Source organism: Halomonas sp. LMYGS-3, assembly GCF_059509875.1.
In genome coordinates this window covers 20,761-38,869 of record NZ_JCAKFQ010000001.1, presented here as the reverse complement: position 1 = coordinate 38,869, position 18,109 = coordinate 20,761, and the positions used below count along the sequence as shown (strand labels likewise).

Genomic DNA, 18,109 nt, shown 5'->3' with positions numbered 1-18,109 from the left:
GAGTGTCCCGAAGACTGGCCATGGCCGACGAGAGCAGCGATCAGGAAAAGACCGAAGAGGCCACGCCACGCCGCCTGGAGAAGGCGCGCGAGGAGGGCCAGGTCGCCCGTTCCCGGGAGTTGACCACCTTCATGCTGCTGCTCGGCGGCGTGGGCGGGCTGTGGGCCATGGGCGCGATGCTCTACGATCAGTTGGGCCTGGTGATGGAACAGGCCTTCCTGTTCGAGCGGCGCCACGCGCTGGAAACCACGCCGATGCTCAGCCACGCCCTGGACCTGGGCGAGCGGACGCTGCTGGCGATGCTGCCGCTGTTCCTGCTGCTGACCGTGGTAGCGCTGACGGCGCCGGCGCTGCTCGGCGGCTGGTTGATCTCGGCCAAGTCGTTGAAGCCGCAGCTGTCGAAGCTCAACCCGCTGAAGGGGCTCAAGCGCATCTTCGGCGTCCAGGCGCTGGTGGAACTGGCCAAGGCGATCGCCAAGTCGCTGCTGGTGGGCAGCGTGGCGGTGGCCTTCCTGTGGAGTCACCGCGGCACCTACATGAGCCTGATGGATCAGCCGATCCAGCTGGCCCTGGCCAGCGCCCTGCAACTGGCGGCCCTGGCCTGCGGGCTGATCGTGCTGACCCTGCTGGTGGTGATCCTGATCGACGTGCCCTACCAGCTGTGGAGCCATGCCAAGAAGCTGCGCATGAGCAAGGAGGAGGTCAAGCGCGAGCACAAGGAGTCGGAGGGCGACCCCCATGTCAAGGCGCGGATCCGCCAGCAGCAGCAGGCCATGGCCCGGGGGCGGATGATGAGCCAGGTGCCCGAGGCCGACGTGATCATCACCAACCCGACCCACTATGCCGTGGCATTGAAGTACGAGGAGACCGGCATGGCCGCACCGCGGGTGGTGGCCAAGGGGGCCGATCAGGTCGCCGCGCGCATCCGCGAACTGGCCGAGGAACACGCGGTGCCGCGGCTCGAGGCGCCGCCGCTGGCCCGGGCGCTCTACCATCACGTGGATCTCGACGCCGAGATCCCCGAAGCACTCTATACCGCCGTGGCGGAGGTCCTGGCCTGGGCCTTCCGGCTGCGGCGGGTGCCACAGGAGGGGGGGGAGGTGCCACCGACACCCGAGGACCTGCCGGTACCGGAATCCCTGGCGATTCCGGGCCGCCACCGCGAGGCTGACGCATGAAGGCCTGGGGAGACTATCTGGGACACCGCGACTGGATGGGCGACGTGCGCATGAAGCTGCTCGCCGGGCCGCTGCTGATCCTGCTGGTCATGTCGATGCTGATCCTGCCGCTGCCGCCCTTCGCGCTGGATCTGTTCTTCACCTTCAACATTGCGCTGGCGGTGATGGTGCTGCTGGTCAGCATGTTCACCCAGAAGCCGCTGGACTTCGCCGCCTTCCCGGCGGTGCTGCTGTTCACCACCCTGCTGCGGCTGTCGCTCAACGTGGCCTCGACCCGGGTCATCCTGATGGAGGGGCACCAGGGCGGCGATGCCGCCGGCAAGGTGATCGAGGCCTTCGGCCAGTTCCTGGTCGGCGGCAACTTCGCCGTGGGCCTGGTGGTGTTCCTGATCCTGATCGTCATCAACTTCATGGTCATCACCAAGGGCGCCGGCCGCATCGCCGAGGTGGGCGCGCGCTTCATGCTCGACGCCATGCCCGGCAAGCAGATGGCCATCGACGCCGACCTCAACGCCGGCCTGATCGGCGAGGACGACGCCAGGAAGCGCCGTGCCGAGGTCGCCCAGGAAGCCGATTTCTACGGCTCCATGGACGGCGCCAGCAAGTTCGTGCGCGGTGACGCCATGGCCGGCCTCGTCATCATGGTGGTCAACATCATCGGCGGGCTGCTGATCGGCATGCTGCAGCACGGCATGGACTTCGGCAGCGCCGCGCGTACCTATACCCTGATGACCATCGGCGACGGCCTGGTGGCACAGATCCCGGCGCTGGTGATCTCCACCGCCGCTGGCGTCACCGTCTCCCGGGTCAACACCGACCAGGACGTCGGCCAGCAGATGATCAGCCAGCTGTTCGTCAACCCCCAGGTGATGATCCTGGCGGCGGCGGTCATGGGGCTGCTGGGGCTGGTGCCGGGCATGCCCAACGTCGTGTTCCTGATCTTCACCGTGTTGCTCGGCGGCCTGGCCTGGTGGCTGATCCGCCAGAAGGAGCAGCGCCAGGTCGAGGAGGCGCTCGCCGCCGAGCCGCCGCCGGTGCCGGAGGCCCCCGAAGCGAGCTGGGACGACGTCCAGCTGGTCGATACCCTGGGCCTCGAGGTCGGTCATCGGCTGATCCCGCTGGTCGACCAGCGCCAGGAGGGCGAGCTGCTCGGCCGCATCAAGAGCGTGCGCAAGAAGTTCGCCCAGGAGGTGGGCTTCCTGCCGCCGGTGGTGCATATCCGCGACAACCTGGAACTCGGGCCCAACGCCTACGTGATCACCCTCAAGGGCGCCGAGATCGGCCGCGCCGAGGCCTATCCCGGCAAGTGGCTGGCGATCGACCCGGGCCAGGTGTCGGGCGAGCTCCAGGGAACCCCGACCCGGGACCCGGCCTTTGGCCTGCCGGCGGTATGGATCGACAGCGGCCAGCGGGAGCACGCCCAGGTTTACGGCTACACGGTGGTCGACGCCAGCACCGTGGTGGCCACCCACCTCAACCACCTGCTGCACCACCACGCCGCCGAGATGCTGGGGCGTGCGGAGGTGCAGAAGCTGCTCGACAAGCTCGGCGAGGAGCAGAAGTCGCTGGTCGAGGAGGTGGTCCCCAAGGCGCTCTCGCTGACGGTGTTCCAGCGCATCCTGCAGAACCTGCTCGACGAGGAGGTCTCGATCCGCGACCTGCGTACCATCCTCGACACCCTGGCCGAGCACGCCGGCCAGCAGCAGGACGCCGGCGAACTGACCGCCCTGGTGCGTATCGCCCTGGGCCGCAGCATCGTCCAGCAGTGGTTCCCCGGCGAGGGGGAGCTCAGGGTGATCGGCCTGGAGGCGCAGCTCGAGCAAGTGCTGATGCAGGCCATGAACGGCAGCGGCGCCCTGGAGCCGGGGCTGGCCGAGACCCTGATGACCCAGGCCGAGCAGGCGCTGGAGCGCCAGGAGGCCAGCGGCGAGCCGCCGGTGCTGGTGGTACAGCACGTCCTGCGCCCGGTGCTGGCGCGCTTCCTGCGCCGGCGGCTGCGTCACCTGGTGGTAATGTCCCAGGCCGAGATTCCCGACGATCGGACCCTGCGGGTTACCCAGCTGGTGGGCGGACAATGAATGAGAGGGATACCGAGTAGATGAGCGTGATGCGATTCACCGGAACCAATAGCCGCGACGCGATGCGCCAGGTGCGCGCCGCCCTGGGCGACGATGCCCTGATCCTGGCCAATCACCACACCGAGACCGGGGTGGAGATCCTCGCCTTGGCCGACCAGGCGGCCGAGGCCCTGGCCGGCCCCTCCGCCGACGCCCGGCCCACCCCGGGGCCGGCTGCCGCTCCGCGGCATCGCGAGCCGGTCGCGTCCACCCCGGCGTCGACGCCGGGAGGCGATGCCGACGCCTTCCAGGCCACGAGCGCGCAGCTGCTCAAGGAGATGCAGGACATGCGCGCCCTGCTGTCCCGGTCCCGGGCCGAGCGAGCCCCCGAGGCCGGCCGTCGCGAGCGACTGGCGCAATGGCTGGCCGAGGCCGGCTTCGGCCGGGCCATCGCCGACGAGCTGCTCGCCGGCCTGCCGCCGGAGCTGCAGGACGCCGACGAGGCGCGCCTGCTGGCCTGGCTCGGCCGCCAGCTGAGCGCTCGCCTGGCGGTGCTCGACGACGAGGCTGCGCTGCTCGAGCAGGGGGGGATCCTGGCGCTGGTGGGACCGACCGGGGTCGGCAAGACCACCACCACCGCCAAGCTGGCGGCGCGTTACGTGATGCGCCACGGCCCCGACCAGGTGGCGCTGGTGACCACCGACAGCTTCCGTGTCGGCGCCCATGAGCAACTGCGCATCTACGCCGGGCTGCTCGACATTCCCATGCATGCCCTGGATGCCGCGCAGCCGCTCGACGAGCTGTTGTCGAGGCTGGCCGACAAGCGCTTCGTGATCATCGACACCGTGGGCATGAGCCAGCGCGACCGGCGCCTCATCGAGCAGGTGGCGCGGCTGCGGGGCGGGCCGGTGGCGGTGCGCCTGGTGCTGCTGCTCAACGCCGCCAGTCAGCCGGAGACCCTGGAGGAGGTGATCACCAACTACCGCCAGGCGGCCCGCGCCGCCGGGGCCTCGCTGGACGACTGCGTGATCAGCAAACAGGACGAGGCGGGGCGCACCGGGCCGCTGCTCGATGCCCTGATGCGCCACGGCCTGCGACTGCTGTTCGTCGCCCATGGCCAGCGGGTGCCGGAGGACCTGGCGGTCGCCGACACCACGACGCTGGTGCACCAGGCACTGGCGACCCGCATCGCCACGCCAGCACCGGAACCGGCCTCTGCCGGCGGCGTGCGTGGCCTGCTCGGCCAGGGGCGGCGCCTGTCGGCGGTGCTCGGCGGCCTGCGCGAGCACATCACCGGCTTCACCGCGCTCGAGGCGGTCTGGACGCTCTCGGCGTTGCCGTCGAGCCTCCAGGACGAACGGTTGGCGACCCTGTTCGACACCGAAGGCGAGCGTGCCAGCGGCATGCTCTGGGCGCCGCGGGCCCGAGTGCGGGGCGGCAACTGGTCGTTGCCCGACCTGTTGCTCGACGGCTCAGGCGGCTGGTCGGCCCTGCCGCGACTGCAGCACCGTCAGCCGGCGGGCCAGGTGGCGCGGCTCGACTGGGCCGAGCGGGCCCATGGGGCCGGCGTCCACCTGCTGCCGGCGCCGCCCGGCGATGAGGCCCGGGCGTGGCTGGCGGCCCGCGACAGGGCCTGGGTCGCCCAGGCCCGGGCCACCCAGCGCGTGGTCCACGCCGGTGAGCGGCGTGCCCTCGGCACCCTGGCCGACCTGGCCGCCCCCCTGGCCGAGCCGATACGCCGGCTGAAGGGACGCGACACCAGGATCCACTTGGCACGGCTCTCGCTGAGCGGCGCGACCTCAATGGCGCCACTGCGAGCCTGGTTCGGCGAGCTGGTGGAGCGCGAGAACGGCCGGCGGCTGGGGCGCCGCTGCTGGCTGGCGCCCGAGTGGCTAGGCGACGAGGCGGTGGTGCTGCTGCTCGGCCAGCTCGACGCCGAGGCCCTGCCACGGCTGACCCGCCGCGCGCTTCAGCGGCTCGATGAGGCCTACCCGGGAATGACGCCAACGCTGCGGCTGTCGCTCGCCGCCGGCCTGGCCGCGGTGGCCGGCCAGCTGGAGCGTAGCGAGGCCCAGTGGGCGATGGACCTGCGCGCCGAGCTGCTGGGGCTGCTCGGTGGGCGCCGTCGGCGCAGTGCCGAGTCACTGCTCGAGGCGCTGCTCTATCTCGGCGTGGCGCGTGACGCCTTTCGCCAGTTGGGGGCGGCGGGCCATGCGGGGCTCGGCTGATGGGGGCCGATCAGGCCGCCGGATTGCGGCAGTGGGCGTCCAGTGCACCGGCAAACGGCGAACGCTGTCCGCGGTATGTGGCCGAGGCGCTGCGCGAGCTGGCGATGGGCGGCTCACCGGCCGCTCGGCCGCCGTCGTCGGCGGTCGCGCGCATGTCATCCCCGGTCACCCTGATGGTGGTGGGGCTGCCCGACGGCTCCCCGCGGCAGGCCAGGCGGGTCGCCGCCCTGTTCGACCATTGGGCCGGTGAGGGGCGGCGCTGGGTGGGCGACCCGGCGGCCTGGCAGGTGGTCCCGGTCGGGGTCACGAGTCCCCATCTGGCGTTGCTGGCCGCCCAGCAATCGCGCTGGGCGCTGTGGGTGGAGGGCGATGCCGAGGCCTTCCGCCGTGCCTGGCGGGTGTTGACCGGGCTCGCCGAGCGTCCCGGTCCGCGGCGCCTGCTGGCGGTGCATCCGCCCGGCATCTCCCGCCGGGGCCTGCTCGACAACCTGCAGCAGGCCGCCGCGGCCTATCTGGGCATCGAGCTGGTGGTGCTGGCATGAGCGTCGCTAGCCTGGGGGCGCTCGGCCGGGTAGCGATACTGGTCACGGCGCTGGTCGCCGGGCCGGCACTCGCCGCCGGTAGCTGGGTGGCCACGGCGCCGGGCGTGCGGGTGGCCCTGGCCGAGCGCGAGGTGGCGTCATCGGCGCTGACGCCGCCGGGGCCGGTCGCGGGGGGGCGGATCGAGACCGTGGCCTGGCAGTTCCGGCTGCCGCCCGGCCAGTCGGTGCGGGCCCGGCTCTGCCATGCGTCGGGGTGCATGACGCTGGGGGCGGGCCAGGGCAGCAGCCGTGCCCTGGCCGGGCTGGTGGCGGATACGCCGCTGCACTTCCGCTTCGCTTTGGTGCCGGGCCAGCGGCAGGCGGTGGCGGTGCAGGGGCTACAGGTGATCGTCAACTATCGCTGAGTACAACTCGCGCCGAGAGAAGGTCCTGACGGGAGCAGTCGAACGGGATGTATACCGCAAAAGGCAAGATCGACCAGAGTGAGCTGTTGACGCAGTACCTGCCCCAGGTACGGCGCCAGGCGCTGGCGCTGCAGGTCAGGCTGCCGGTGAGCATCGAGCTGAACGATCTGATCCAGGCCGGCACCATGGGCCTGCTGGAGGCCATGGGGCGCTTCGACGCCGGCCAGGGAGCGAGCTTCGCCACCTTCGCCAGCCAGCGCATCCGTGGCGCCATGCTCGACGAGCTGCGCAGTCGCGACTGGCTGCCGCGCAGCGTCCGGCGCAATGCCCGGGCGGTGGACGAGGCGGTGCGGCGCCTGGAACAGCGCATGGGACGGCCGGCCGAGGAGCACCAGATCGCCGCCGAGCTGGAGATGGACCTGGCCGAGTACCGCCAGCTGCTCAGCGACACCAACAACGGCCACCTGCTGCCCTTCGAGGAGCTGGTGGCGGAGGGAGGGGAGCCGCGCGGCTCCGACCCGCTGGCCTCGCCCTTCGACGCCCTGGTCGACGGCGAGCAGCGTGGCCGCCTGGTCGAGGCGATTGCAGCGCTGCCCGAGCGCGAGAAGCTGCTGATGGCGCTCTACTACCAGGAGGAGCTCAACCTCAAGGAGATCGGCGCCGTGCTGGGGGTCACCGAGTCGCGGGTCTGCCAGCTCCACGGCCAGGCGGTGAGCCGGCTGCGAGCCCGGCTGCGCGACGATTGAATCCCTGTGGGGGAGGTTACAGCCGACTCATCAGCGCATCGGTCTCGTCCAGGGCATCGAGATAGCACTGCTGCAGCCGGTCGGGGCTGGCCGTGGCGCCGCCTTCGGCGACCTGGCGCTCGTGCTCCTCGCAGAGGGTCAGCAGGGCACCGAGGTGGCCCTCCCGATCACTGAGGGCCCGCGCCACGGCGGCATCCAGCGGCAGCTCCGCGAGCAGGGCATCCTGGGCCTCGTCGAGCAGCGGTCCGATCATCGAGAAGAGCCCGGTGGTGAAGGCGTCCTCGGGGTCGATGTTGCGGAAGGGCGTGGCCAGGTTGCGGCACATGAAGGCACGAATCAGCGCCATGCGCACCTTGAGCTTCGACGAGGGCAGGTCGCTGGCCAGCGACAGCGTCATCACCAGCCGGCGCAGCTCGTTCAGCCCGATGACCTGCATGGCCCGCTTGAGGTCGGTCTGTTGCGTGCCCTGGCCGAACAGGCTGGAGTTGGCGCGACGCAGGATCGCCACATGGAGGTGAGGCATCTGGATCAGCAGCTCGAAGAGCCGTTGCAGGTCGGCATCCTCGCGGTAGAGCTCGTTGACCAGGCGCAGCTGGGCGGCGCGGTTGCCGTGACGGCCGCGCGGGCGGGCGGCGTAGAAGGCCGGCTCGGCCAGGTAGCGGCCGTCGTAGTAGTGGCAGTCGAGGGCGCGGAAGCGCTCGAGCCGGTCGGGGTCATGGATCTCCTCGGCCAGCAGCCGGGTGCCGCGCAGACGATGGGCGCGCAGCTGGTCGGCGTCGAGCTCGTCGGGGTGGCGCAGCCGGATCAGGTCGACCAGCGGAGCGAACGCCCGCCCCTCGCCCTGCAGGCCGGCGGCGGGCATCAGCAGTCGATAGCCGCGCTCGCGCAGCTGCTCGAGGGTGTCCATGAACTCGGGTGTCGCGGGCAGGTCGCGCGGCAGGCCGATGATCACCAGCCGCGCCGGCGAGGGCAGCAGGTCGGTACGCTCGAGCCACTCCATGGGCAGGTCGATGATCAGCTCCCGGGGGCCGAGCCGCTTGCCCTCGTCCAGCTCGTAGATGGCGGTGGCCAGGGCCCGCGCGGTGGCGGCGACCGGATCGCCGTGCGCCTCGCCGTGATGGCGGTAGCACAGGCGGTCGGCGACATGGCGGTCATCGGCGTCGTGGATGGGTTGCAGCGCGATGGCGAAGGCGGCGGCTTCCCTCGGTTCTGACATGGTATGGCTCCCTGCAGCGAGGCGCCCGCCGAGGGTCGTGATCGTGGCTGGCAGGCGATGTAACGGAGAGTATCATTGTGTCAGGCGTCTTGTCCGCGACGTGACGTAAAGCTTGGCCCGTCGCGGCCGATATCTCGATGAAGCCCTTCTATTCCGGCAAGGAGCCATGCATGAACCCGTCGACGCTCATCGGTATCTTCGCCAGTTGCGTGCTGCTGGCCAGCGTCCTGCTCTTCACCGCCGAGTCGCCCCAGAGCTTCATCAACCTGCCGGGACTGGCCATCGTGCTGGCCGGCACCATGGCGGCCACCTTCATCAGCTACCCCCTCAAGGAGGTGGTGCGGGTGGTTCGCCTGGTGGGGCTGGTATTCCGCCGCGAGAACACCTACACCCGTGACGACATCAAGGAGCTGGTGGACATGTCGCGGCTGTGGTTCAAGGGCGACGTGCGCGCGGTGGAGGAGGCCCTGGAGCACACCCGCAACCCCTTCCTGCGCACCGGCATCCAACTGGTGATCGCCAACACCCGGGAGCAGGAGATCTTCGACCTGCTGCGCTGGCGCATCGCCCGGCTCAAGGCCCGCGAGCAGGCCGAGGCGCAGATCTTCCGTACCATGGCCACCTATGCCCCGGCCTTCGGCATGATCGGCACCCTGGTGGGGCTGGTGAACATGCTCGAGGTGATGGAGGCCGGCGACCTGCACGTGATCGGCCCGCGCATGGCGGTGGCGCTGCTCACCACCTTCTACGGCATCCTGCTGGCCAACCTGGTGTTCAAGCCCATCGCGGTGAAGCTCGAGCGGCGCACCGAGGAGCGGTTGATCGCCATGAACATGGTGCTCGAGGGGATCTCGTTGATCACCAAGCGTCGCCTGCCCTCCTTTATCGAGGAGACGCTCAACTCCTTCGTGGCCAACTACCATGACGAGATCCGTGAGCCCGGCAAGCCCCGGCCGGGCGGCGACGAGGTCGGCCAGCATGCTTGATCGACACGCCCGGGAGTCGCTGCTGCCGGAGGCGCCGGGGGGCGACGATGGTGAAGGCTGGCTGGTGAGCTACCTCGATGTGCTCACCCTGCTGATCACCCTGTTCGTGCTGCTGTTGTCGCTGGCCGGCAACGGCCTGAGGGTGACCGGCAGCGAGCACGGCGGCGAGGCGACGCGCCAGGTGTCGCCGATGGCCGAGTCGGCCGCCCAGGCGGTGGCCGGCAGCAGGGGCGCAATCGGCGTGATGGCATCGGGACTTCAGCCCCGCCACGATGGCCTGCAGCCGCGTTTCCGGGGGCTCGAGATCGAGGGGGTCAGCGTCGTCGAGGGGAATCGGGGCGTCACTCTGCGCATCGACGACAACCTGCTGTTCTCCAGCGGCCAGGCCGAACTCACTGCCGGCGGCCGCGAGATCCTGCGCGGCCTGGTCGCTACCCTGGCCGACTTCGATGGCCGGGTCTCGGTAGAGGGGCACACCGACGATATCCCCATTGCCACGCCACGCTTCCCATCGAACTGGGAGCTCTCCACCGGGCGCGCCATCGCCGTGTTGCGCTACCTTGCCGAGCAGGGCGTGCCGGCGACGCGGCTGCGGGCCATCGGCTATGCCGATACCCAGCCGCTGGAGAGCAACGACAGCGCCGCTGGGCGTGCCGCCAACCGCCGGGTGGAGCTGTTGCTCCAGCAGGGCTGACACCACGCGACCCGGGCGTCGTCATGAGCCTTCGCTCGATGCTCTTGCGGTCAACGCTCGGGGGGCGGGGGCGTTCGAGTCAGTCGATCAGCCCCAGGAAGGGAAGCAGGGAAAGGGCCAGGATGCCCACGGCCGCGGCGGTGAGCAGCACCACCCGCAAGGGGTGTCGCCGCAGGTGGCGCCACAGGCTGGGGCCCAGGCCGCGGGCGTCGAGCTCGTGTCGCTCGCGTCGCACCCGTTCGCCCAGCGCCTGCTGATAGCGGTCGATCACCTCGCGGGCGGCCTCGTGCTGAGCCTCGTCGCGCAGCCAGATCGCCGCCACGCCCAGCCCCCAGAAACCGGCGCGGGTCTCGTAGGTATCGAAGCCGTGCTCGGCGAGCAGCCGGCGTACCTCCTCGGCCTCCTCGTCGGGTACGTTGTTCAGCCGAAACAGCAGTGCCGCCACTGTCTTTACTCCCGCCATCGATGGATGCCCATTATGCCATGCGCCCTCCTTCCAGCAGGGTGATGCTCGCCGGCATCAAGGGGGGGCGGTCCCGGTGCCGATTCAACGGTCGTCCTTCCAGCGCGGTGAGCAGAATCTGCAGCGGGTCGCCATGGCTCACCAGCAGCACCGTCTCGTCGCTGAAGTCTTGCTCCAGCGATGCGATCATTGCCTGCATCCGTTCGGCCACGGCGACCACCGGTTCGACGCCATGGATCCGGTGGGACGGGTCGCGCTCGTCCTGTGCCCAGACGCTGAGGTAGAGCTCGGCGGAACGGGCCTCGAAGTCACCGAAGTGACGCTCGCGCAGGCGTGGTTCGGGGCAGGGCGAGAGGCCGAAGCGCGCCGCCACCCGGGCCGCGGTCTGGGTGGTGCGCAGGAAGTCCGAGTGATGGATACGGGTGGGGCGGGGCCAGGTCCAGGCGTCGACGAGCCGGGCGAGTTGCGCCTCGCCCTCGGCAGAGAGTCCGTAGTCGGTAAGGCCTGCGCGTGGGTCGCTGATGATCAGCCCCTGCGCGTTGGCTAGGCTATGGCCGTGGCGCATCAACAGGTAGCGGTTGCGCCAGGCCTCGGGGGCGTTGAGGAATTCGGTTGACATGCTATCGTCAAGACTCCTAGATTGAGAGTGTCGTGTTCGAAATCGAGCATACGAGCCATGCTGTGTTCGCTTTCGATCAATGCTTTGCCATTATCATAATAACTACAAGCCAAAGAGAGACACGCCATGAACACGCTCCCTGTATCCAGGAAACTCGACTCCGGCAAGCTCTTCGCCGCGGCCCTGGCCAGCGCCTCGTTGGCTCTGCTGGCCTTCGCTTCCCCGGCAGTCGCCGACTGCCCCCGGGGCGATCTCGACAGCCTCTACTGCGACGAGGATGGTGACATGGTCGCCGACCTGCCGGCGGATGAGTCGGAGTGGGCGAACCCCGATACCCTCATCTTCGCCTTTACCCCGGTGGAAGACCCGGCCATCTATTCCGATATCTGGCAGCCGTTCATCGATCACCTCAGGGAGGTGACCGGGCGGGACGTGCGCTTCTTCGCCGTGCAGTCCAACTCGGCCCAGGTCGAGGCGATGCGCAGTGGTCGCCTGCACATCGCCGGGTTCTCCACCGGGCCGACGCCCTTCGCGGTGAACCTGGCCGGTGCCGTACCCTTCGCGCTGATGGGCTCCGATGACGGCCAGTTCGGCTACACCCTGCAGGTCTATACCCATGTCGATTCCGGCATCGACAGCATGGAGGACCTCAAGGGCAAGCGGGTCGCCCACACCTCGCCGACCTCCAACTCCGGCAACCAGGCGCCCCGGGCGCTGTTCCCCGAGCTCGGCGTCGTCCCCGACGAGGACTACGAGGTGGTCTACTCCGGCAGCCACGACCAGTCGATGCTCGGCGTGGTGGCCCGGGACTACGACGCCGCCCCGGTGGCGTCCGAGGTGGTCGAGCGGATGGCCGCCCGTGGCCTCTACGACGAGGAGGACGTCAAGATCATCTACGAGTCCGACCGCTTCCCCACCACCTCCTACAACTACGCCCACAACCTGCACCCCGACCTGGTCGAGAAGATCGAGGAAGCCTTCTTCAGCTTCGACTTCGTCGGGACCGCCCTGGGCGACGAGTTCGAGGGCGTGGAGAAGTTTATCCCCATCAACTACGAGGAGGACTGGCAGGTGATCCGCACCATCCAGCAGGCCAACGACGTTCGCTACACCCGCGAAGACCTGGATCAGGAGTAAGCCTGACAGACCTGCGGGTCTCCTGTCCGAGACGGTGTGAGCCCCCGGCCGCTGGCCGGGGGTCGGTTTCTGCATAGCGAGGTGGGTGAATGCTGGAGATCTCGAAGCTGGTCAAGCGCTATGGGAACGACGAGCCGGTACTCAAGGAGCTGGACCTAGTGGTGGAGGGCAGCAGCGTGGTCGCCATCGTCGGCGCCTCGGGGGCCGGCAAGAGCACCATGCTGCGTTGCATCAATCGCCTGGTCGAACCCACCTCGGGCTCGATCCGGCTCAACGGCAACGAGCTGGTCAACCTCAGGGGCGCCGCGCTGCGCCGCGCCCGGCGCCGGATCGGCATGGTCTTCCAGGGCTTCAACCTGATCGATCGCCTCACGGTGATGGAGAACGTGCTGGCCGGCCGGCTCGGTTACGTCAATCTCTACCAGGCGATCACCCGGCGCTACCCCCGCGAGGACATCGAACGCGCCTTCACCCTGATGGAGCGAGTGGGCATCGCCCACTATGCCAACAAGCGCGCCGACGCCCTCTCCGGTGGCGAGCGCCAGCGGGTCGGGGTGGTGCGGGCGCTGATGCAGGAGCCGGAGATCCTGCTCGCCGACGAGCCCACCGCCTCACTGGATCCCCGCACCTCCGAGCAGATCATGAAGCTGTTGCAGAGCCTGGCCAGCGAATTGTCGCTGCCGGTGCTGATCAACATCCACAACGTGGCCCAGGCCAAGGCCTACACCGAACGCATCGTCGGCCTGCGTCACGGCAAGATGATCTTCGATGGGGCGCCCGGCGATTTCACCAAGGACGCCCTGGACGCCATCTACGGCGGCATCGAGGCGCCCGAGGAGGACCTCACCACGCCACCCGCCGCAGAGAAGCCGAAAAAGGGTGAGCGGGGAGTGACCCATGACCCGCTCTGACGCCACCGGGACGGCGCCCCGGACCTGGCGCAAGCCGCCCTTCATCGCCAATCCCTGGCTGCGCTACGGCCTGTGGCTGGCGGTGGTGGCCTACCTGATCTGGGCCCTGGGCAGCCTGCCGTTCAACTGGGAGCGCATCGCCGAAGGGCTGCCGCGGGCGGCGCGTATCTTCGGCGGTGGCTTCCCGCCGAGCTTCGAGCGCGGCGGTCTGTTGCTCACCGGCTTCAAGGAGAGCCTGCAGATCGCCGTCCTGGCCACCCTGCTGGGCGTCATGCTGTCGATCCCCTTCGCCGTGATGGCGGCCAAGAACGTAGCGCCCAAGCCAATCTATCTGCTGGGTCGTGCGGTGATCATCGTCTCGCGCAGCTTCCACCCGGTGATCGTTGCCATCCTCTTCGTCGCCGCGGTGGGCTTCGGCCCCTTGGCGGGCGTGCTGACCCTGACCCTCTACTCCATCGGCTTCGTCGGCAAGCTGCTCGCCGAGGAGATCGAGGAGATCGACTGGGGGCAGGTCGAGGCCATGAAGGCGACCGGCGCGGGCTACTTCGCCACCCTGGTCTATGCCGTGTTTCCACAGATCCTGCCGCGCCAGGTGGGGCTCTCCATGTACCAGCTCGACAGCAACCTGCGGGCCTCCGCGGTGGTCGGCATCGTCGGCGCCGGGGGCATCGGCGGCACCCTGATGAATGCCTTCGGGCGCTACGACTATGACTTCGCGTTCGCCATCCTGCTGATCATCATCGCGGTGATCCTGGTCAGCGAGGGCATCAGCGGCTGGGTGAGGAAGAAGATATGGTAGATCAAGCCGACCTGCTGGCCGATCGCGTCTGGCGGCGCTACGACCGCAAGGAACGCCTGATCCGCTACGCCGTCCTGCTGGGGACGATGATGGTGGTCTACTGGGCGGTGCGCGACATCGATATCTTCTGGCCGTGGGTCTGGGACGCGCCGAACCAGATCTCGCGCCTGGGGGCGCGCATGTGGCCACCCGATCCCAGACGCCTGGGGGAGATCATCAATGCGATGATCGAGACGGTGCACATCGCCACGCTCGCGACCATGCTGACGATCTTCATCGCCCTGCCGGTCTCCTATATCGCCGCCCAGAACACCACGCCCAACCGTGCCTGCCTGTGGCTGGGGCGTTTCATCCTGGTCTCCAGCCGTTCGGTCAACACCATCATCTGGGCGCTGCTGTTCGTGGCGATCTTCGGCCCCGGGGTGCTGGCGGGGATCCTCGCGATCATGTTCCGCTCGATCGGTTTCATCGGCAAGCTGATGGGCGAGGCGATCGAGGAGATCGACCGCCGCCCGGTGGAGGCCATGGAAGCGACCGGCGCCTCCAAGGCGAAGGTGATCGCCTACGCCGTCGTGCCCCAGGTGATGCCGGCCTTCTTCGCCATCGTCATCCTGCGCTGGGACATCAACATCCGCGAGTCCACGGTGCTGGGGCTGGTGGGGGCCGGCGGCATCGGCGTGATCCTGCAGGGGTCCATCGACACCTTCGCCTGGCCCACCGTGGCCACCATCCTCATCGCCATCATCGTGTTGGTGCTGATCGGCGAGGCGGTCACCGGCCTGCTGAGGCGCAAGGTGATCTAGGCCCCTGTCGGTTGTCGGCTACCGGGCCATATGCTGGCATAATGGGCGCCCGCCATGGAGGGGGGCATCGAGGTAAGGGCAGGGAGGCGCCGTTTCCGGCCGGGGGCCGATACATCGTGATGTGCCGCTGGGCCCAATGAGGTTCCGTCGGGCAGGCGAGCAGGGACCAGGGGCAGCACTGGCAATGACAACAACAACAAGGGGCAGGGTGGTATCGCGGCAGGGCGCAAGGCGGAGGCGCTGGTGTCGCTGGCAGGCCCTCGCCGAACGGCAGCGGGAGATGGCCCGCCGCCAGGGGCAGGAGGCCCAGCTGCGTATCGCCGCCCTGGCCTTCGAGACCCACCTCGGCATGTTCATCACCGATGCCGACGGGCGGATCCTGCAGGCCAACACCACCTTCCACCAGGTCACCGGCTATGCCGCCGAGGAGATCATCGGCGCGACCCCGCGGGTCTTCCACTCCGGGCGCCATGACGACCTCTTCTACCAGCGCATGTGGCACACCCTCGGCGACAGGGGCCGCTGGCAGGGCGAGATCTGGAACCGTCGCCGCAGCGGCGATATCTACCCCCAGTGGCTGACCATCAGTGCGGTGAAGGACGATGACGGCCGGGTCACCAACTACGTGGCGACCCTGAGCGACATCACCGAGCGCAAGGCCGCCGAGGAGGAGATCCACCAGCTGGCCTTCTACGACCCCCTGACCGGCCTGCCCAATCGCCGCTTGCTGATCGACCGGCTCGAGTCGGCACTGAAGGAGAGCCGGCGCAGCGGCGAGTATGGGGCGGTGATGTTCATCGACCTCGACAACTTCAAGACCATCAACGACAGCCTGGGACATCACCGCGGCGACGAATTGCTGCTGACCATCGCCGAGCGACTCACCGCCATCACCCGCGAGACCGACACCATCGCGCGCCTGGGCGGCGACGAGTTCGTGGTGATGCTGCACGACCTGGGGCGGGAGGCCGACGAGGCCGCCATGGTGGCCGAGCGGGTCGGCGAGAAGCTGCTGGCGAGCTTGGTGGAACCTTGCCTGCTGGGCACGATGCGCTGCCAGGTGAGCGGCAGCATCGGCATTACCCTGTTCACCGATGACTACGCCTCGGTGAACGATATCCTGCAGCAGGCCGACCTGGCCATGTACCAGGCCAAGGCGGCGGGTCGCCATGCGCTGTGCTTCTTCGACCCGGCGATGCAGGCCCGGGTCATGGAGCGGGCCAGGCTCGAGGCCGACCTGCGACAGGCCCTCGCCGATGGGCTGCTGCGGCTCTTCTATCAGATTCAGGTCGATGACGAGGGGCGGACCACCGGCGTCGAGGCGCTGCTGCGCTGGGAGCACCCCGAGCGCGGCCTGGTATCGCCGGAGGTGTTCATTCCCGTCGCCGAGGAGAATGGCCTGATCGTGCCGATGGGGCTCTGGGTGCTGGAGACCGCCTGCCGGCAGCTCGCCGGGTGGGCGACAGCGCCGGCCACCGACCACCTGACCATCGCGGTGAACGTCAGCCGTGCCCAGTTCCGGGCGCCCGATTTCGTCGAGCGACTCGAGCGCATCCTTGTCGCCACGGGAGCGAAGCCCGAGCGGCTCAAGCTGGAATTGACCGAGACCCTCTTTCTGGAAGACAGCGAAGACGCCCGGGAGAAGATGCAGCGTCTCAAGGCGCTGGGCGTCGGCTTCGCCCTGGATGACTTCGGTACCGGCTATTCGTCGCTGGCCTATCTCAAGCGGCTGCCGCTGGACCAACTGAAGATCGACCAGTCCTTCGTGCGTGACCTGCTCGATGACCCCACCGATGCCACTATCGTTGCCACCATCATCGCGCTGGCCCGCAGCCTGGAGCTCGAGGTGATCGCCGAGGGCGTCGAGAGCGAGGCCCACCGGCATTGGCTGGCCGAGCGCGGTTGCCGAGCCTTCCAGGGCTACCTGTTCGGCCGCCCGGTGCCGGCCGAGGAGCTGCCACTGGACGTGGAGGTGGTCTGACCCTGCGTCGACTCCGCCGGCGGAGTCCCTCGCTACGCGGCCGTTGCGCCGAACGCCTGGCCGTCAGGGGGCCGCCGCCCGGCACTGGCGCAGCATCCGGGCCAGCGCCGCCTCGGCGCCGTCGAGGTCGAAGGTCATGAACCAGGGGTCGTCCTCGGCCCGCATCAGGCGCAGGCGCAGGGTCTCGCCGGCGCGCATCTCCTCGAGCAGCAGCGGCTGCTCCTCCAGATGGAAGTGCACGTAGAAGCCGCTGTCGCCGCGCAGGGTGACGAACTCGGCCCAGCCGCTGTGGATGGTCTCGTGGTCGACCCGCAGATCGACCGGCACCCGGTTGACCGTGCGACTCTCGGCCTGGTGCTCGTCGAGCTCGACCCGCAGCTCCAGCCAGGGCAGGTCGCAGCCCCCCGGCGTCACGTTGACGCTGAGCAGCGAATCGCCGTAGCTCCGCCCCTCCATGGCGCGGAAGTGGCGCTCCTCGCCCAGCGTCAGGGTCAGCGAGTGCCAGGCGCCATGGGCCTCGACATCGCCGGTGTTGAAGGTGGTGGCCTGGGCGGAGGCGGCCAGGCCCAGCGCGATCAGCAGGGCGGGAAGCAGGCGAGCGAGGCGGGTGACCGGCGATGACATCGGCAGCAGCATCCTGGGTGGCGTGGAGACGACTCCCGGATGCTAGCAGAGCCCGCCGAGGCTGTCCCGGCGGGCTCGGGGGCAGAGGGCAAGGCTCAGTGGCCGGCGTGTCCGGAGGTCTCCGGCATGCCGCTGCCGCCCAGCTCGGCGAGCAGCGCCAGGTCGATGTCGGCGAAGGCGAGCAGCCGGCCGCCGTGGGTGTCGCGGAACGCCTCGGCGTGATGGGGCTCGCGGAACGAGGCCAGGGTGTGCCCCATGCCGCCGCGCCGGTCATGGCCGACCACGTACCACGCCTCGCTGGCCAGGATGAAGGCATCGTCGTCCGGCGTGGCCCAGGGCGCGGCGGCCACGTCATGCACATAGGCGTGGGAGAGGCGGGTCGCCTCGGGGAAGTCCGGCCTCACCTGCTCGAGCTCGATGGCCTTCACCGGCAGGGCACTCGCCAGCAGCAGCAGGCCGAGCAGCCAGGAGAGAGCCAGGAGGGGGAGCGTGCGCCGGCGAGACATGGAGGGGTCCTTAGTTTCCGTACCTGTGGCGTGGGGCGGTTTGCAAACAGGTATTTAATATGAATCTTTTGGAATTGGCTCTATCATGCCAGCTGGCCAGTAGGCCCAACTTGACATGGGTCATGGCGCAGGTGACGTGGGTCAAGCCTGTGGGAGTAACCCCAAGGAGGTAGAAGCGTCGAAGTGGCGGGGAAGGGGCTTCAGGAGGGAAGCGT

At 69.1% G+C, this 18,109-nt stretch carries 18 protein-coding genes; 13 read left to right on the top strand and 5 right to left on the bottom strand.

What is annotated here, in order from left to right; genetic code table 11:
• Positions 1-20: 20 nt before the first annotated feature.
• Genes flhB through AC5W54_RS00160 form a run of 6 tightly spaced genes read left to right on the top strand, consistent with a single transcriptional unit; the run spans position 21 to position 7,155 of the window.
• Positions 21-1,178, top strand: a complete 1,158-nt coding sequence (gene flhB, locus AC5W54_RS00185) for a flagellar biosynthesis protein FlhB (protein WP_495960432.1) — start codon at positions 21-23, stop codon at positions 1,176-1,178.
• Entirely contained in the window at positions 1,175-3,256 is a 2,082-nt protein-coding gene (gene flhA / locus AC5W54_RS00180; protein ID WP_495960046.1) for a flagellar biosynthesis protein FlhA, read from the top strand. The genes flhB and flhA overlap by 4 nt, the downstream gene beginning before the upstream one ends.
• Before the next feature lie 20 nt (positions 3,257-3,276).
• Positions 3,277-5,463, top strand: coding sequence for a flagellar biosynthesis GTPase FlhF (gene flhF / locus AC5W54_RS00175; protein WP_495960045.1), 2,187 nt, complete (start codon positions 3,277-3,279; stop codon positions 5,461-5,463).
• A complete protein-coding gene (locus AC5W54_RS00170; protein ID WP_495960044.1) occupies positions 5,463-6,005 on the top strand; it encodes a hypothetical protein in 543 nt (180 codons plus the stop codon). Before flhF ends, AC5W54_RS00170 begins: the two co-directional genes overlap by 1 nt.
• Positions 6,002-6,409, top strand: coding sequence for a flagellar protein FlhE (locus AC5W54_RS00165; RefSeq protein ID WP_495960043.1), 408 nt, complete (start codon positions 6,002-6,004; stop codon positions 6,407-6,409). The genes AC5W54_RS00170 and AC5W54_RS00165 overlap by 4 nt, the downstream gene beginning before the upstream one ends.
• Positions 6,410-6,456: 47 nt before the next feature.
• Complete coding sequence (locus tag AC5W54_RS00160; protein ID WP_495960042.1) at positions 6,457-7,155, top strand: RNA polymerase sigma factor FliA; 699 nt, start codon at positions 6,457-6,459, stop codon at positions 7,153-7,155.
• A gap of 16 nt (positions 7,156-7,171) precedes the next feature.
• Here AC5W54_RS00160 and AC5W54_RS00155 read toward each other — a convergent pair whose 3' ends face one another.
• Positions 7,172-8,371 carry an EAL and HDOD domain-containing protein gene (locus AC5W54_RS00155; protein ID WP_495960041.1) on the bottom strand — a complete coding sequence of 400 codons (1,200 nt, stop codon included), beginning with the start codon at positions 8,369-8,371 and terminating at the stop codon, positions 7,172-7,174.
• A gap of 170 nt (positions 8,372-8,541) precedes the next feature.
• On the opposite strand from AC5W54_RS00155, the gene AC5W54_RS00150 reads away from it, so the two are divergent.
• Positions 8,542-9,357, top strand: coding sequence for a motility protein A (locus AC5W54_RS00150; protein WP_495960040.1), 816 nt, complete (start codon positions 8,542-8,544; stop codon positions 9,355-9,357).
• Positions 9,350-10,051, top strand: a complete 702-nt coding sequence (locus AC5W54_RS00145) for an OmpA/MotB family protein (protein WP_495960039.1) — start codon at positions 9,350-9,352, stop codon at positions 10,049-10,051. Before AC5W54_RS00150 ends, AC5W54_RS00145 begins: the two co-directional genes overlap by 8 nt.
• A gap of 79 nt (positions 10,052-10,130) precedes the next feature.
• On the opposite strand, the gene AC5W54_RS00140 is transcribed toward AC5W54_RS00145, so the two are convergent.
• Positions 10,131-10,496, bottom strand: a complete 366-nt coding sequence (locus tag AC5W54_RS00140) for a DUF6164 family protein (protein WP_495960038.1) — start codon at positions 10,494-10,496, stop codon at positions 10,131-10,133.
• Between the two features lie 31 nt (positions 10,497-10,527).
• On the bottom strand, positions 10,528-11,133 hold the full coding sequence (locus AC5W54_RS00135) for a histidine phosphatase family protein (RefSeq protein ID WP_495960037.1): 606 nt from the start codon (positions 11,131-11,133) through the stop codon (positions 10,528-10,530).
• A gap of 126 nt (positions 11,134-11,259) precedes the next feature.
• On the opposite strand from AC5W54_RS00135, the gene phnD reads away from it, so the two are divergent.
• The 5 genes from phnD to AC5W54_RS00110 all read left to right on the top strand — a co-directional run bounded on the left by phnD (position 11,260) and on the right by AC5W54_RS00110 (position 16,764).
• Positions 11,260-12,270, top strand: a complete 1,011-nt coding sequence (phnD, locus tag AC5W54_RS00130) for a phosphate/phosphite/phosphonate ABC transporter substrate-binding protein (protein ID WP_495960036.1) — start codon at positions 11,260-11,262, stop codon at positions 12,268-12,270.
• An 89-nt stretch (positions 12,271-12,359) separates the two neighbouring features.
• Positions 12,360-13,181 carry a phosphonate ABC transporter ATP-binding protein gene (phnC, locus tag AC5W54_RS00125; protein WP_495960035.1) on the top strand — a complete coding sequence of 274 codons (822 nt, stop codon included), beginning with the start codon at positions 12,360-12,362 and terminating at the stop codon, positions 13,179-13,181.
• Positions 13,168-13,980 carry a phosphonate ABC transporter, permease protein PhnE gene (phnE, locus tag AC5W54_RS00120; protein ID WP_495960034.1) on the top strand — a complete coding sequence of 271 codons (813 nt, stop codon included), beginning with the start codon at positions 13,168-13,170 and terminating at the stop codon, positions 13,978-13,980. Before phnC ends, phnE (AC5W54_RS00120) begins: the two co-directional genes overlap by 14 nt.
• Positions 13,974-14,783 (top strand): phosphonate ABC transporter, permease protein PhnE, encoded by an 810-nt coding sequence (gene phnE, locus AC5W54_RS00115; RefSeq protein ID WP_495960033.1) that lies wholly within the window; start codon positions 13,974-13,976, stop codon positions 14,781-14,783. The genes phnE (AC5W54_RS00120) and phnE (AC5W54_RS00115) overlap by 7 nt, the downstream gene beginning before the upstream one ends.
• Positions 14,784-15,063: 280 nt before the next feature.
• A complete protein-coding gene (locus AC5W54_RS00110; RefSeq protein WP_495960032.1) occupies positions 15,064-16,764 on the top strand; it encodes a putative bifunctional diguanylate cyclase/phosphodiesterase in 1,701 nt (566 codons plus the stop codon).
• A gap of 63 nt (positions 16,765-16,827) precedes the next feature.
• On the opposite strand, the gene AC5W54_RS00105 is transcribed toward AC5W54_RS00110, so the two are convergent.
• Both AC5W54_RS00105 and AC5W54_RS00100 read right to left on the bottom strand, forming a co-directional pair.
• Entirely contained in the window at positions 16,828-17,388 is a 561-nt protein-coding gene (locus AC5W54_RS00105; protein ID WP_495960031.1) for a hypothetical protein, read from the bottom strand.
• Positions 17,389-17,483: 95 nt separating this feature from the next.
• Positions 17,484-17,894: a nitrous oxide reductase accessory protein NosL gene (locus AC5W54_RS00100; RefSeq protein ID WP_495960030.1), complete on the bottom strand. Its 411-nt coding sequence runs from the start codon at positions 17,892-17,894 to the stop codon at positions 17,484-17,486.
• Positions 17,895-18,109: the final 215 nt, after the last annotated feature.

Coding starts and splice junctions, on each gene's coding strand:
- AC5W54_RS00150 (WP_495960040.1), top strand. CDS start 8,542: ATGAACCCGTCGACGCTCATCGGTATCTTCGCCAGTTGCGTGCTGCTG.
- AC5W54_RS00135 (WP_495960037.1), bottom strand. CDS start 11,133: ATGTCAACCGAATTCCTCAACGCCCCCGAGGCCTGGCGCAACCGCTAC.
- phnE (WP_495960033.1), top strand. CDS start 13,974: ATGGTAGATCAAGCCGACCTGCTGGCCGATCGCGTCTGGCGGCGCTAC.
- flhA (WP_495960046.1), top strand. CDS start 1,175: ATGAAGGCCTGGGGAGACTATCTGGGACACCGCGACTGGATGGGCGAC.
- phnD (WP_495960036.1), top strand. CDS start 11,260: ATGAACACGCTCCCTGTATCCAGGAAACTCGACTCCGGCAAGCTCTTC.
- AC5W54_RS00155 (WP_495960041.1), bottom strand. CDS start 8,371: ATGTCAGAACCGAGGGAAGCCGCCGCCTTCGCCATCGCGCTGCAACCC.
- AC5W54_RS00110 (WP_495960032.1), top strand. CDS start 15,064: ATGGCCCGCCGCCAGGGGCAGGAGGCCCAGCTGCGTATCGCCGCCCTG.
- AC5W54_RS00145 (WP_495960039.1), top strand. CDS start 9,350: ATGCTTGATCGACACGCCCGGGAGTCGCTGCTGCCGGAGGCGCCGGGG.
- flhB (WP_495960432.1), top strand. CDS start 21: ATGGCCGACGAGAGCAGCGATCAGGAAAAGACCGAAGAGGCCACGCCA.
- AC5W54_RS00165 (WP_495960043.1), top strand. CDS start 6,002: ATGAGCGTCGCTAGCCTGGGGGCGCTCGGCCGGGTAGCGATACTGGTC.
- AC5W54_RS00105 (WP_495960031.1), bottom strand. CDS start 17,388: ATGTCATCGCCGGTCACCCGCCTCGCTCGCCTGCTTCCCGCCCTGCTG.
- AC5W54_RS00170 (WP_495960044.1), top strand. CDS start 5,463: ATGGGGGCCGATCAGGCCGCCGGATTGCGGCAGTGGGCGTCCAGTGCA.
- phnC (WP_495960035.1), top strand. CDS start 12,360: ATGCTGGAGATCTCGAAGCTGGTCAAGCGCTATGGGAACGACGAGCCG.
- AC5W54_RS00160 (WP_495960042.1), top strand. CDS start 6,457: ATGTATACCGCAAAAGGCAAGATCGACCAGAGTGAGCTGTTGACGCAG.
- phnE (WP_495960034.1), top strand. CDS start 13,168: ATGACCCGCTCTGACGCCACCGGGACGGCGCCCCGGACCTGGCGCAAG.
- flhF (WP_495960045.1), top strand. CDS start 3,277: ATGAGCGTGATGCGATTCACCGGAACCAATAGCCGCGACGCGATGCGC.
- AC5W54_RS00100 (WP_495960030.1), bottom strand. CDS start 17,894: ATGTCTCGCCGGCGCACGCTCCCCCTCCTGGCTCTCTCCTGGCTGCTC.